13 protein-coding genes are annotated in these 13,990 nt (G+C 68.8%); 6 read left to right on the forward strand and 7 right to left on the reverse strand.

Annotation, left to right across the window (positions count from 1 at the left end):
• Positions 1 to 98: 98 nt before the first annotated feature.
• From ACFO60_RS15340 to ACFO60_RS15350, 3 genes are all read right to left on the reverse strand, one after another.
• On the reverse strand, positions 99 to 2,282 hold the full coding sequence (locus ACFO60_RS15340) for an alpha/beta hydrolase (protein ID WP_380840883.1): 2,184 nt from the start codon (positions 2,280 to 2,282) through the stop codon (positions 99 to 101).
• A 162-nt stretch (positions 2,283 to 2,444) separates the two neighbouring features.
• Entirely contained in the window at positions 2,445 to 3,467 is a 1,023-nt protein-coding gene (locus tag ACFO60_RS15345; protein ID WP_380840884.1) for a LacI family DNA-binding transcriptional regulator, read from the reverse strand.
• Positions 3,468 to 3,667: 200 nt separating this feature from the next.
• Positions 3,668 to 4,444 carry an IclR family transcriptional regulator gene (locus ACFO60_RS15350; protein ID WP_380840885.1) on the reverse strand — a complete coding sequence of 259 codons (777 nt, stop codon included), beginning with the start codon at positions 4,442 to 4,444 and terminating at the stop codon, positions 3,668 to 3,670.
• Between the two features lie 266 nt (positions 4,445 to 4,710).
• Between ACFO60_RS15350 and ACFO60_RS15355 the strand changes: the two genes are divergently transcribed.
• The 5 genes from ACFO60_RS15355 to ACFO60_RS15375 all read left to right on the forward strand — a co-directional run bounded on the left by ACFO60_RS15355 (position 4,711) and on the right by ACFO60_RS15375 (position 10,089).
• On the forward strand, positions 4,711 to 5,850 hold the full coding sequence (locus ACFO60_RS15355) for an ABC transporter substrate-binding protein (protein ID WP_380840886.1): 1,140 nt from the start codon (positions 4,711 to 4,713) through the stop codon (positions 5,848 to 5,850).
• 66 nt (positions 5,851 to 5,916) lie between these two features.
• Complete coding sequence (locus tag ACFO60_RS15360; RefSeq protein ID WP_380840887.1) at positions 5,917 to 6,861, forward strand: carbohydrate ABC transporter permease; 945 nt, start codon at positions 5,917 to 5,919, stop codon at positions 6,859 to 6,861.
• Complete coding sequence (locus ACFO60_RS15365; protein ID WP_380840888.1) at positions 6,861 to 7,691, forward strand: carbohydrate ABC transporter permease; 831 nt, start codon at positions 6,861 to 6,863, stop codon at positions 7,689 to 7,691. Before ACFO60_RS15360 ends, ACFO60_RS15365 begins: the two co-directional genes overlap by 1 nt.
• 8 nt (positions 7,692 to 7,699) lie before the next feature.
• Positions 7,700 to 8,881 (forward strand): mandelate racemase/muconate lactonizing enzyme family protein, encoded by a 1,182-nt coding sequence (locus ACFO60_RS15370; RefSeq protein ID WP_380840889.1) that lies wholly within the window; start codon positions 7,700 to 7,702, stop codon positions 8,879 to 8,881.
• Complete coding sequence (locus tag ACFO60_RS15375; RefSeq protein ID WP_380840890.1) at positions 8,878 to 10,089, forward strand: fumarylacetoacetate hydrolase family protein; 1,212 nt, start codon at positions 8,878 to 8,880, stop codon at positions 10,087 to 10,089. Before ACFO60_RS15370 ends, ACFO60_RS15375 begins: the two co-directional genes overlap by 4 nt.
• On the opposite strand, the gene ACFO60_RS15380 is transcribed toward ACFO60_RS15375, so the two are convergent.
• Entirely contained in the window at positions 10,067 to 10,999 is a 933-nt protein-coding gene (locus tag ACFO60_RS15380) for a methyltransferase domain-containing protein (RefSeq protein ID WP_380840892.1), read from the reverse strand. The two genes, ACFO60_RS15375 and ACFO60_RS15380, sit on opposite strands and share 23 nt — an antisense overlap.
• Positions 11,000 to 11,078: 79 nt before the next feature.
• Positions 11,079 to 11,678 (reverse strand): TetR family transcriptional regulator, encoded by a 600-nt coding sequence (locus tag ACFO60_RS15385; RefSeq protein WP_380840893.1) that lies wholly within the window; start codon positions 11,676 to 11,678, stop codon positions 11,079 to 11,081.
• Between the two features lie 116 nt (positions 11,679 to 11,794).
• Between ACFO60_RS15385 and ACFO60_RS15390 the strand changes: the two genes are divergently transcribed.
• Entirely contained in the window at positions 11,795 to 12,724 is a 930-nt protein-coding gene (locus ACFO60_RS15390) for an oxidoreductase (RefSeq protein WP_380840894.1), read from the forward strand.
• Here ACFO60_RS15390 and lexA read toward each other — a convergent pair.
• Positions 12,655 to 13,314: a transcriptional repressor LexA gene (gene lexA / locus ACFO60_RS15395; RefSeq protein WP_380840895.1), complete on the reverse strand. Its 660-nt coding sequence runs from the start codon at positions 13,312 to 13,314 to the stop codon at positions 12,655 to 12,657. The two genes, ACFO60_RS15390 and lexA, sit on opposite strands and share 70 nt — an antisense overlap.
• 168 nt (positions 13,315 to 13,482) lie before the next feature.
• Positions 13,483 to 13,990 (reverse strand): cellulose binding domain-containing protein (locus ACFO60_RS15400; protein WP_380840896.1); only part of this gene is annotated, 508 nt, incomplete at its 5' end.

Consider the following 13,990-nt stretch of genomic DNA (forward strand, 5'->3'; position numbering starts at 1 on the left):
CGTGCCGATCCTCAGGTGAACGCCCGGCAGGCTCCCTTGCCCGGCGGGCACCACCGGGGCGCGATGCTCCGATGGTGCCCGCCTGCGACGGGACCCGCCTAGCGCTTGAACAGACGCGGCGCCAGGTCGATGAGGTTCTTCTGCCACACGTCCCAGCCGTGCGGTCCAGGGGTGACCCCGTCGAACTCATAGTGGACGCCGAGGGTGTTCATGGTGGTCAGGCCCGCCATGAACGACGGGTACACGAAGTCGGTCACGTCGCCGACGTACACGCGGAACAGCTTGGTCTTGCTGTTGATCGCCTCCACGTCGACATTGGCGCCGCTGCCGAACCCGGCCGAGAACGCCGCGACGTAGGCGAACTCACCCGGGTAGGCCTTGAGCACGCCGATCGCCTGTCCACCGCCCATCGAGAGGCCGGCGAGGGCCTGCCGCGACGGGTCGCTGGAGATGTGGTAGCCGGCGCGGGCCGCGGGAACGATGTTCTCCAGCAGTTCCTTGTTGAAGTTGGACGAGTTGCCGTTGCCCATCACGACCACCATCGGCACCAGGTCCCCGTCGAGGAACTGGTGGTCGAGGATCTGCTTGGCCCGTCCCATCTCGGTCCAGTCGGTGTAGTTCTGGCCGCTGCCGTGCTGGAGGTAGAGGACGGGGTAGGGCTCCGCGCGGTCGGGGTCGTAGCCGGGCGGGGTCCACACCAGCGCGGTCCTGTCCTGGTTCGCCACGGTGCTCCGGTACGTCAGACTCTCGACCTTGCCGCCTTGACCGGCGGGAACGTCGGACAGCAGGCGCGACCTCTCGCCGGGGATGAGGAACGTGCTCCAGGCCGCCTCGGTGGTGATCTTCGTCGGGTTCGACGCGTCCTTGACGCCCACCCGGTCCACGATCCACCGGTAGTAGTAGAACCACGGGTCCAGCGGACCCACGGTCACCCGCCACCTGTCGCCTTCACGGGACATCGGGACGCGCAGCCAGCTCCCGCCGGGAGCCGTGTTCGCCCACACCGTGACGTGCTCGGCGTCCTTGAAGTCCGTCGTGGTCTCGAAGGTGACGAAGCCGTCCTTGGTCACGAACGGCGTCGGGGTGGTGCCGGGCGCCGGCGGGTCGAACCGGCCCTTCAGCGGCCCGTGGCCGGCGCTCGGACCGTGGTCCCGCGCCTTGTGGAACAGCCGCGGCAGGAAATCGATCAGGTTCTCCTGCCAGGCGCTCCAGGTGCCGCCCGCGTCGGGGTTGACCCCGTCGAACTCGTACGTGACATCGGCGCGCTTCAGCGCCTTCGTCAGGCGGTCGGTCGCGTTGTACGCGGGATCGGTCACGTTCCCGGTGTACAGACGCACCAGCTTGAGGTCGTGCTTCTTCGCGGGCCCGTGCCCTCCGCCGGCGACCTCGGTCAGCAGACCGGAGAACGAGCCAGCGTAGGCGAACTGACCCGGGCCGGTCAGGGCGGTGCGCAGCGCCTGCGTCCCGCCGTCTGACACGCCGGCGATGGCCTGGTGCTCCCGGTCGTGATGGACGCGGTAGGCGTCCCCGACCGCCTTCCGGAGGTCCTTCAGGTCCTTGTCGTCATCCGGCCCGTCGCCGATCACGACCACCATCGGCTCGATGGCGCCCTTGGCCGACAGGTTGTCCAGGATCTGCTTGGCGCGACCGAGGTCGAGCCATTCGGTGGCGCTCCTGTCGGCGCCGGACCGCAGGTACAGCACCGGATACGGCTTGCCGCCCTTGCCGTCCTTGGCGGCGTACCCCGGCGGCGTCCATACCAGAGCCGACCGCTCGGTCCCCTTGGTCCGGTAGGTCAGGGTGCCGACCTTGCCGCCCTGGCCCTCGGGAGCGTCCGCCAGCAGGGCCGCCGAGTCGCCCGGCACCAGGAAGGTGCTCCAGAGAGGCTTGGACGCCACGCCGGCGCTGTTCGTCGGGTCCTTCAGGCTCTTGGTGTCGTCGCCCGTGACCTGGTAGTAGTACAGCCCCGGCTTGAGCGGGCCGAGGACCCCCGACCAGGCGTCGCCCCGGCGGGTGAGACCGAACTCCGCCCAGGCGGAGGAGGGGCCGAAGTTTCCCTCGATGACGACCTGTGACACCTGGCCCATATTGGCCTGGACATAGGCGGCCGGGACGCTGAACGACGCGTAGCGGTCCTCGGAGACGCTCAGCCACGGTGTGTCCGCCGCCGACGCCGGGAGCGGCGCGAGTAACATCGACGCGATCGCCATGACTCCAGCGGTGATCACCGCTGAGAGCCGGCGCACGCCCTTGCGGCGCATGCTGCCGTGATACACTTTCATGGAATTCACCCTTCTTTCAATGGTCGGCAGCGGATGCGACCCCTCCTGCCGACCGAATTCATCGTTGGGTGTAGCGGTTATCTCTGTGTCTCCACTCCTTCACTGACGGGCCTCGTGTTCACCGGGCCCTTCGGTGCTGACTGAACGTGGCTCGTGCGTGCGTCATGGTCCGGGCGTGCTCTTCGGTGGCGCGGTGGAGCCGCGGATCACCAGGCTGGTCGGAAGCCGTATGCGGCGGCGGCCTTCCCACTCGCCGCTCACCAGCGACTTCAGCAGGTGCGCGGCCTCGTACCCGAGCCGGTACATCGACTGGTCCACCGTCGTCAGCCCCGGCTCGGCCAGCGCCGACTCCGGGATGTTGTCGAATCCGGCCACCGACAGGTCGCCGGGTACGCTGAGCCCGAGATCCTTCGCGACCTCCAGAACCTTCAGCGCCATCCCGTCGCTCGCGGCGAAGACCGCCGTCGGAGGGTCCGGCCTGTCCAGCAACGCGTGTGCCAGCGGGCCCGCGGAATCGGGATTGAAGTCTCCTCTGCCGATCAACGCCAGGTCGACCGGGACGCCGGCTTCGGCGAGCGCCCTGCGGTACCCCTCCTCGCGTGACCACGCGGCCTCCAGGCTGGAACGGCCCGCGATGAATCCGATGCGCCGGTGACCGAGGGCGAGGAGATGCTCGACCACCGAGATCGCACCCGTGAGGTTATCGGCCGTCACCGACGGCACCGTCGAGCCCCGTACCGGATCGATGACCACGACCGGGGTGCTGCTGCGCACCTCGCCCCAGGGCGTCACCACGATGCACCCGTCCGTGAGCGTGCCCGACAGCCGGGTCAGATGCCGCTGTTCCCAGCCCTCCGAATACGTTCCATAGAGGTCGCTGTTGGTGTAGATGATCAGATCGAAGCCCGACCTGCTCAACGCCTGCATCACACCCTTCAGCACCTCAGCCGTATAAGACTGAAAGCTGTGGGTAACTAGGCCGAGGACATTGGTGCGGCTGCGCCGAAGGCTTGTCGCCACCAGACTCGACTCATAGCCGAGTCGCTCGATGGCCGAACGCACCTGTGCGATGGTGCTGGCACTTACGCCGTAACGCCCGTTGACCACTCGCGAAACGGTCGCAGTGGAGACGCCCGCCGCTCGCGCGACATCATTCATCGTCACCGGCGCACCGACCTCGGCCATACGGCCCTCTCCATTGCAAACGTTATCGATTACGTTTCCGGCGCTTAACGTAACTGAGAACGTTTGCGCACACAAGACCTTTTTTGACCTTCCGGACAGGCCCTAAAGGACATGTCCGGATCGCCCGGTCGCCGGGATAGGGAGGCCGGCGACGCGGGACGAAACCGGCGGCGCCGCTGGGTGGTCCGGGGGGCCGCGTCTCAGCGCGCCGGTGGCGCCGGCGAGGACTCGGGTGTGTAGCCGAGCTCCTGCGAGATCAGTGCCGAGGTCTCCAGCAGGAGTGGAAGCTTCTCCTTCAGCTGGTCCAAGCCGGCGATCACCTCGATCGCGGTGAGGGAGACGGCCGCGATGACCTGTCCGCGCGAATCCCTGATCGGCGCGGCGACGCACATGACATAGGCGTCGTGCTCGCCGTCGTCGATGGCCCAGCCACGCTCGGCGACGCGGGCGAGTTCGACGTCGAGGGAGTCGCGGTCGATGAAGGTCGTGCCGGTGTACCGCTCGAAGGTGACGTGCGAGAGCAGGCGATCGCGTTCCTCCCGGGAGATGTGGGCGAGGATCACCTTGCCCACGGCGCTCGCGTAGATCGAGACGGCCCGGCCGATCCGTGACGGCAGCTTCACCGCGTCGAACGCGGGGCTGTCCACCTTGTCGACGTAGATGATCTCGTCACCGGTCAACTGCGCCAGGTGAACGGTATGGCCCGTCTGCCGCTGGAGCGCACGCAGGTGCGCGGACGCGAACTGGCGGAGGTCCATCGAGCCGAGCGCGAGTTCCGACAGTTCTATGAGCCCGCTGCCGAACACGTATGTCCCCGCCCCCGTCTTGCGCACGAATCGCGCGGCCTCCAGCGTCTGGAGGATCCGGAGGGCCGTGGACTTGTGGACGCCGAGCACGTCCGAGGCCTCCGACAGTGTCAGCGGGTGCTCCGCCGCCAAGCGGATCAGGTTGATCGCACGCTGGATCGATTGCGCCACTTACCATCCTCCTTGCGTTGCGTAGTTTGCAATGTAGCTCATGACATGCGCAACTGTCACTTGACTTCGTTGCACATGTCGCTACGATCGTTGCAAATCCGACCACGGTTTCGGTGAAGTAACCGGTTATTACTCTGGAGTAACAAATGAGGCTGCATCGCGTTCGCCGCAGTATGGTCGCGGCGGCCGGCGTCACATCTATGGCCGTCGCCCTTCTGACCGGATGCGGTTCCGACGGAGGATCCGAGGGTGGATCCGGAGGCGGCGTGGCCAAGCTGACGTTCGCCGCCTCGACCCTCGGCGACCCGGGCCGCGGGCCCTCGCTCACGAAGTGGCTCGAGGAGTTCAACAAGAGCCAGAACAAGGTGCAGGTCTCAGCCGCGGCGGTGCCGTACCCGACCTTCGGCCAGACCATCCTGACCCAGATGGGCAGCGGAAAAGGGCCCGACCTGATCCGCTTCGACATGCCGGAGTTCGAGTCCGCCTCGGACGCCGGCCTCATCGCACCGCTCAACGACCTGATCGACGTCAGCAAGTACGACCTGCTCAAGCAGCCGGACCAGTTCATGGTCCACAACGGCGAGCGTCACGGGATCATCTTCGAGGCGTCGAACTACGCGATGTTCTACAACGCCGACCTGATCCCGAAGCCCCCGGCGAGCTACGAGGAGTTCGTCGACACCGCGAAGTCGCTGACCAAGGGCGACACCTACGGCCTGGCGTTCCGTCAGACGGAGGCCGAGGAAGCCGGTGTGTGGCAGGACATCTTCAACTACGTCTACGGATTCGGCGGCGCGTGGTCGGACGGCAAGAAGCTGACGATCAACTCGCCCGAGAACCTCAAGGGCCTGCAGGCGTACAAGGACCTGTACGACGCCAAGGTGATCCCGCGTGGCGCGGACGCGGCGACGTTCCGCCGCATGTTCGCCGAGGGCAAGGTGGGCATGGAGCTCAACAACGGCGGCTACGTGACGGCGACCCGCGGTCAGAACGCCAAGCTGAACTTCAACGTCGCCCCCATCCCGTTCCCGGTCCGCAAGCAGGGCGCGATCCTCGCGCCCATCGTCATCAACGAGGCGAGCCCGGCGAAGGAGGCGGCGGCCACCTTCATCAAGTGGGCGCTCGAGCCGAACAACCAGGTCAAGCTGCAGGAGATCCTCGGCGCCAGCAGTGTGGCGACGGTCACCGAACGAAGCCCTGAGCAGCTCGAGAAGACGCCCTTCCTCACCGTCTTCGACGGCCTCACCGAGACGAGCCTGCCGCAGATCGTGCAGGGGTTCGAGGCGAAGACGCCGGACATCCGCAAGGTCGTCGTGCAGAACGTCGTCGCGGCGCTCCAGGGCACGGTCGACCTCAAGACCGCGCTGGACCGCGCCCAGCAGCAGGCGTCCCAGTTGGCCGGCTGACCGGACGATGCCGCCGTCGAGACCCTCCCGCCGGCGGCGTCCCCTATTTTCGAAGGACCGAACTCGATGACCGTGCTGGAAGAGCAGCAGATCACAGGGCCTCGATCCGGGACCCGGCGTCGAGGCAGCCCGCTCGGAAGCAAGTGGACGCCCTACTTCTTCCTGGCCCCCGCAGCCCTCTTCATCCTGGTGTTCCAGGTCGTTCCGCTGGCGCAGGAGATCTTCCTGAGCTTCACGCGAACCTCGCTGCTGAACCCCACACGCAGCACCTGGGTGGGATTCGACAACTTCACCCGCATCTTCGGCGACGAGGACTTCCGCCGTACCCTCCTCATCACCCTCATCTACGTCGTCGTCTGTGTCGTCGTCGCGGTGGGGGCCGGACTCGCGGTCGCCCTGCTCCTCAACAAGGGCTTCCGCGGCCGGGGGCTGGCGCGGGCGTTCGTGACCATTCCCTGGGCGGCGCCCGGCATCGCGGTCGCGCTCATCGCGATATGGATGCTCAACCCCGACTACGGGATCGTGAACCGATTCCTGGACGCGGTCGGCCTCGGCGTCCCCGGCGGCGCCATTCTCGACAGCCCCCGGTACGCCCTGCCGGCGGTCCTCGCGACGACCATCTGGCAGCTGTTCCCGTTCACCTCGGTCGTGCTGCTGTCCGCGCTGCAGTCCGTCCCCCCGCACCTCACCGAGGCCGCGACGATGGACGGCGCGGGCAGGTGGTGGACCTTCCGCGCCGTCACCTGGCAGGCCATCAAGCCGACCGTCGGCCTGCTCGCCCTCCTCATGACCATCTGGTCCCTGCGGCGATTCGAGCTCATCTGGCTCATGACGAAGGGGGGACCGGTCGGCGCGACCCAGACGCTGGTCATCGAGCTCTACTCGCAGGCCTTCGACTCGAAGCAACTCGGCTCGGCGGCGGCGGTCGGCATGGTCGGCGTCGTCATCTCGCTCATCGTCATCGCCGGCAGCCGGTTCGTCGCCCGTGCCGCCGAGAGGGAGGCCCGCTGATGAGACTGCCCCGCATGGGCCTGACCCTGAGGATCCTCGCCGTCCTCGTCGTGCTGGGGGTCGCGGTCTTCCCGCTGTACTGGATGATCGTCACCGCGCTGTCGAGCAACTCGGACCTTTTCGCACAGAAGGCCCGGCTCGTCCCCGACTTCTCGCAGTTCGGGGTCTTCATCGACGCGCTGGCCGAAGGCAAGGCGACGACCTGGCTGCGCAACAGCCTGATGATCGCCGTCGGCACGACGGTGCTCTCGATCGGCCTCGGCATCCCGCTCGGCTACGCCCTCTCGAGGTTCTCGTTCGGCGGAAAGGTCGTCGTGACCGTCGTACTGCTGTTCACGCAGATGCTTCCCGAGGCCCTCATGGTCGTCCCGCTCTTCGCGCTCTTCCGGCGATTCGACCTCCTCGACTCCCTCGGCGGCCTCATCCTGGTCAACTCCGCCTTCGTCCTGCCGATCGTCGCCCTCATCCTCAAGGGCGCGATCGACGGCCTGCCCCGCGAACTGGAGGAGTCCGCGCGGGTCGACGGAGCGCGACCGCTCACCGTGCTGACCCGCATCAACGTGCCGCTGATCGCTCCGTCGCTCGCCGCCACCGCGGTCATCGCCTTCTTCCACGCCTGGAACGAGTACGTGTTCGCCGTGACGTTCATCTTCACCCCGGAGAAGCAGCCGGCATCGGTCGGCATCGCGAACTTCATCGGCGAACTCGGCACGCCGATCCAGACGGTCATGGCGGTCGCCTTCATGTTCACGTTGCCCGCCGTCGTCTTCTATCTGTTCGCGCAGAAGCACGTGGTGGCCGGCATGACCGCCGGCGCCGTGAAGGGCTGAACCGGAATATGAAGATCACCTCGGTCGACACCCTCGTCGTCGACTTCTACCGCACCAACCTGGTGATCGTCCGCGTCTCGACGGACGAAGGAATCGTCGGACTCGGCGAAGCGACGCTGGAGGGCAAGGAACGCGCCGTCCAAGGCGCCATCGCCGAACTGGCCGAAGCCGTGACCGGGATGGACCCCACCCGCATATCCGGCATCCTGTACGAGCTGGCGAGAGACTGGTACTGGCGAGGCGGCCCGGTCGTCATGACCGCGCTGAGTTCGCTTGAGATGGCGCTGTGGGACATCTCGGCACGAGAGCTCGGCGTCCCGGTCTCGCGGCTGCTCGGCGGCGCCACCCGCGACCGGGTGCGCGCCTACGCCAACGGCTGGTTCTCGGGGGCCGTCACGGCCGAGGACTACGCGGCCGCCGCGAGAAGGACCGTCGACAGCGGCTTTCGCGGTCTGAAGTGGGACCCCTTCGAGAACTACGACCTCACGATCACCACGCGGCAGCTGGACCGCGTGCTCGCGCAGATCGACGCCGTCCGCTCCGCCGTCGGGCGCGACATCGAGCTGTTCATCGAGGGCCACGGCCGGTTCGACGTCAACCACGCCGTCAAGGTCGCGCGGGAGATCGCGCAGTTCGACCCGGTGTGGTTCGAGGAACCGTGCCCGCCGGACAACCTCGACGCCCTCGTCGACATCCGCAGGGCGTCGCCGGTGCCGATCGCCGCCGGGGAACGGTGGTTCGGACGGCAGGGTTTCGCGCCGGCGCTCGCCCGGCAGGCGGTCGACTTCGTCCAGCCCGATGTGACGCACGCCGGCGGCATCGCCGAACTGGCCTTCATCTCGACGCTCGCCGCGACCGGCTACGTCGGCTTCGCGCCGCACAATCCCAGCGGGCCGCTGAGCACCGCGGCGACGCTGCAGCTCGGGGCCGCCCTGCCCAACTTCCGATACCTGGAGATCATGGCGACCGACGTCCCATGGCGCCCGGAGATCACCAGCGAAAGACTCGTGCTGACCGAGGAGGGCGACGTCATCATCCCGACGGGGCCCGGTCTCGGCATCGACCTCGACCTCGAGGCGATCGCGCGGCATCCCTTCACCCCCCACCCCCTGCGCCTGTTCCAGGACGCCGTCTTCGACATCCGGCCCGGGAACGAGCGGTCCTTCTTCAATCTGGGAGACGGCAAATGATCCAGCCACCGCCCGATGAGCTCGCCGCCGAGGCCGGCTGGTACGGGACGGCCGCCGACGCTCTGCCGGACGACGCCGCGGACGGTGTCCTGATCGGCCGCGTCTGGGATCCCCTCGTCGAAGGGCCGTCACCCGTGGTCGTCCGCGACGGGGAGGTCTTCGACATCAGCGCGGATTTCCCGACGGTCCGCGACATCTGCGAACTGCCCGAACCCGCCGCCGTGGTCTCCGGTCTCGACGGCCGGCATGTCGGCGGCTTAGGGGACGTGCTGGCCAACACCGGCGCCGCGGACCGGGACCGTACCCGGCCCTGGCTGCTCGCACCGGTCGACCTTCAGGCGCTCAAGGCCGCGGGGGTGACCTTCGCCGTCTCGATGATCGAGCGCGTCATCGAGGAGCGGGCCGGCGGCGACATGGCGCTCGCGGCGGACATCCGCCGGCGGATGCTCGCGGGCGTCGGCGCCGACCTTCACGAGCTGTCGCCGGGTTCGAAGGAGGCGGCGCGGCTGAAGAGCCTGCTCGTCGCCGAGGGCGTCTGGAGCCAGTACCTGGAGGTCGGGATCGGCCCGGACGCCGAGATCTTCACCAAGGGCCAGATCCTCTCCGCCATGGGAACCGCGGTGCCCGTCGGCGTGCTCGCCGCCTCGACCTGGAACAACCCCGAGCCCGAGGTGGCGCTCATCGTCCAGTCGAGCGGCCGGATCGTGGGGGCGACGCTCGCCAACGACGTGAACCTCCGGGATGTCGAGGGCCGATCGGCGCTCCTGCTGCCGATGGCGAAGGACAACAACGCGTCGTGCGCGCTCGGCCCCCTCATCCGGCTCTTCGACGAGCGGTTCGACCTGGAACGGGTGCGCGGCCTCGCGGTGCGCCTGGACATCCAGGGCGTGGACGGCTTCCGCCTCGAGGCGGTCTCGGAGATGGCGCGGATATCACGCGATCCGGAGGAGCTGGTGCGGCAACTGATCGGCTCGCACCATCAGTATCCCGACGGCGCGGTCCTCATGCTCGGCACGATGTTCGCGCCCATCCAGGACCGCGACCACCCCGGCGAGGGGTTCACCCACAAGACCGGCGACGTCGTGAGGATCGGTTCCCCCGCGCTCGGCACCCTGGTCAACCGCGTCCAGCACGCCGAGGACTGCGCACCCTGGGACTTCGGAGTCCGCGACCTCATGGCAAACCTCACGAAGAGGGGACTGCTGTGAGACTCTCGATCCGCACCTGACCGAGTGCCGGCGGGGGCTCGGCCGGACGGCGTCCCCAGGCCGAGATCAGCGGCGCCAGAGTCAGGTCGAGTTCGCCCGCGTGGACGGCGGCCAAATGCGCGTCGATCTCGGCGTCGTCGGCCAGGCCGGCCGCGAGCAGCTCGCCGCGCACGTGCCGGATGGTCGCCGCCTCCAGCCGGTCGCAGGCCGGCCCGCCGACCGGGAAAGAGCCCGCCGCGGCGACATCCACCAAGCCCGCCTCACGCAACGCCCGCGGCAGTGTCCGGCCGTAGCGCAGGTCCGCGCCGCGGCGCGCCAGCAGCTCCCGGACCGCGTCGCGCAGCCGGTTGGCCCGCCGCTGCGCCGGGCCGCCGTCGTCCAGACATGCCAGTGGCTGCAGAGCGGTGTCGGCGTCCTCGACCAGCAGCCGGCCGCCGGGCCGCAGCGCCGCCGCCATCGTGGCCAGCGCCCGGGCCCGGTCGGGTACGTGGACCAGCACGAGCCGGGCGTGCACCAGGTCGAACGTCCCCGGCTCCGGGGGCGGATCAGCGGCGACGTCGTGCCGGCGCACCTCGTACCCGGCGCCCGCCTCCAGCCACGACGGGTCGATGTCGGTGGCCAGCACGTACCCGGCCGGACCGACGGCCGCCGCGAGCGCCTCCGGGATGCTGCGGCCACCGGCCCCCACCTCCCAGCAGCGCGAGCCGGCCCCGACCCCCAGTCGGTCGAAGTGCCCCCGCGTCACACCGTCGAACAGTTCGGCCAGCCAGACGAATCGCTCGCCCGCCTCGGCGCGCGCGTTGTCCAGCAGGTACCCGCGGGCGGGAGCGGGCTCTCCGCCGGGCGCGGTGGTCCCGCCTGTCGGATCCGGTCGGTCACCGACGTGCGGCGGGCGGGGCGAGGAGGTCATCGCTCCATGGTCACCTCCCCACCCCACCAGCGCCACGACAAGGGGAGAGGGATATCTCACACGACCGGGCTCTGCCCGTTCAGGCGGCGCCTGGCTGATCGGGGTCCGCCTCGGTGGCGGCGGCAGGAGGGCGCACCAGCAGGGTGATCGCCTTGACGATGTTCTCTCGCAGCACCTCCGGCGCCGGGCGCCTGGTGGACGTGCCGAACGGGAACGCGGGTGACCACGACGTGGCCACCGCCATCAGCGTCGTCATGAGGAACTCGGGCGGGAAGGCGGGGTTGATCCGGCCCTCGCGCTGACCGTCGGCCACCGCCGCGGCCATCTCCTGGAAGGAGACCGCCCGGGATGCCGGCAGTTCGGCGCTCTGTTCCAGGGTCGACCACGCGAGCAGCCGGATGATCTGCGGGTGTGCCGTGGCGAAGTCGTACACCTTCCCGGCGAAGCCGGGGATGTCGGCCGGCGTGAACGGCATCCGCAGGTTGACGTCCGCCAGATGGCGTTGGAGCACCGTGGTGAACAGCTTCTCCTTGCTCTCGAAGTAGATGTAGATCAGGTTCTTGTTGCACCCGGCGTTGCGCGCGATGCGATCGACGCGCGCGCCGGCGATCCCGTAGGCCGAGAACTCCTCCAGCGCGGCGTCGAGGATCCGTTCGCGCGTCGCTTCCGCCTTGCTCATATGGCTTCCTCCCTCCGGCGACTGTAGCAGATTGACTAACTGGTTAGTTTTTCCGTAGCCTCTAGCTAACCGGTTAGTCAGCCACAGGGGCGAGCGACCGGAATGGAGGGAACGACATGAGCGCAGCATCCGCCGGAAGCCTTGCTCTCGCCGACGGCCTGGCCGTCAACCGCATGGGCTACGGCGCCATGCAGCTGGCCGGCCCGAACGTCTTCGGCCCGCCGAAGGACCGCGACGAGGCCGTCCGCGTCGTCCGGACCGCCGTCGAGCGGGGAGTGAACTGCATCGACACCTCCGACTTCTACGGTCCGCACGTGACCAACGAGATCGTCAAGGAAGCGCTGGGGGCCCGCACCGAGGGCGTGCGCGTCTTCACCAAGGTCGGCGCGCTGCGCGGCGAGAACGGCTCGTGGATCCCTGACCTCACGCCCGCGTCGCTCAAGGAGCAGGTCCACTCGAACCTGAAGACCCTCGGCCTCGACGTCATCGACGTCGTCTACCTGCGCCTGCCCAACCACGACGGCACGACCGACGACCCGATCTCTGAGGAGTTCGGCGCGCTGGCCGAGCTGCGCCAGGAGGGACTGATCAAGCACCTGGGCCTCTCCGGCGCCTCGGGCACGCAGCTGACCGAGGCGCAGCGGATCGCCCCGGTCGTGGCCGTCCAGAACCTCTACAACCTGGTCAACCGGCAGGACGACGCGCTCGTCGAGCGCTGCGCGCGGGAGAACATCGCGTTCGCGTCGTTCTTCCCGCTCGGCGGCTTCACCCCCATCCAGTCGGACACGCTCGGCAGGGTGGCCGCCCGCGTGGAGGCCTCGCCGCAGCAGGTCGCGCTGGCCTGGCTGCTGCAGCGCTCGGCCACCTCCGTGGTGATCCCGGGCACCTCGAAGGTCGCGCACCTGGAGGAGAACATCGCGGCCGCCGAGCTGACCCTTCCCGCCGACGCCATCGCCGAACTGGACGCCATCGGAGATCAGACGCTGCGGAGGACCGAGACGACGATGCCCAGCACCACGGCGTCGTCACCGTCGATGACGTCGTAGGCCGGGTTGCGCGGTTCGAGATGGACGTGCCCGTCGCGCCGGCGGTAGACCTTGACGGTGGCCTCACCGTCGATCATCGCGGCGACGATCTGCCCGGAGTGCGCCTCGGGCTGCTGACGCACCACGACGATGTCGCCGTCGCAGATCGCGGCGTCGATCATCGAATCGCCGCGCACGCGCAGACCGAACACGGTGCCACGCCCGGTGAGGTCGCGAGGCAGGGTCAGCATGTCGTCCATGTGCTGGTCGGCCAGGATGGGCGTGCCCGCGGCGATCTCCCCCACCACGGGCACGGTCACCACGTCGTCGGCCGGTCTCGGCGCCGAGGCTCGCAGGAACAGGCGCACGTCGATCGGCCGGGCCATCGTCGTGCCCCGGCGCAGGAACCCGTGCTCCTCCAGGCTCTTCAGGTGTTTCGACACCGACGAGGCCGACCGCAGCCCGACCGCGTCGCCGATCTCGCGTGTGCTCGGCGGATACCCGTACCTGACCACCCAGTCGCGTATCGCGGCCAGGATCCGCTGCTGACGCTGCGGCAGCGCCGAGACGTCCAGGTACTCGAACGCGTCAGGATCGTCGTAAGTGGTCACCTGCGAATGCTAGACGTGACGGCGCCGATGGCGCGTCGTCCTGCCCCGCCACGCCCGTGCCGGCGCCCGGACGGCAGGCGCCGTCCATCGCCGGGATCCGCCGCCGCCTCGGCGCCGCGGCGGAAGCCCGCCGGGGCGCCTGGGCGATCGTGCCGGACCTCGCCATCGTTATGGGCTGGTGCAGCTCACTCCGGTCGGGGCGATCGAGCCGTCTCCGTTGGCGGTGAATCCGAACGTCGTCGAAGCGTTGCCGGGGATGACGCCGTTGTAGGCGGCGTTCTTGACGGTGACCGCGCCGCTGGTGCCGGTGTTCACGCCGTTCCACAGGTTGGTGATGCTCTGTCCGCCGGCCAGCGTCAGTTTCACGCTCCAGCCGTTGAGGGCGGACGACCCTGTGTTGCTGACGGTCACCTCACTTTGGAAGCCGGAGCCCCAGCTGTTGGTCATGCGGTACGTCACCGAGCAGTCGCCCGGCTGCCCGGTCGGAGTGGGGGTGGGAGTGGGGGTGGGCGTCGGGGTGGGTGTGGGGGTCGGGGTGGGCGTCGGGGTCGGGGTGGGTGTGGGGGACGTGCCGCCGCTGACGCGGTAGACCACGGTGGCGTGGGCGGGGACGCTGGCGGTGATGGTGCCGGTGGTGTTGGTGGTGGCGTTGGTCCAGGCGTCGCGCAGGGTGAAG

The organism is Sphaerisporangium dianthi, from assembly GCF_042654065.1.
GTDB classification, from domain to species: Bacteria; Actinomycetota; Actinomycetes; order Streptosporangiales; family Streptosporangiaceae; genus Sphaerisporangium; species Sphaerisporangium dianthi.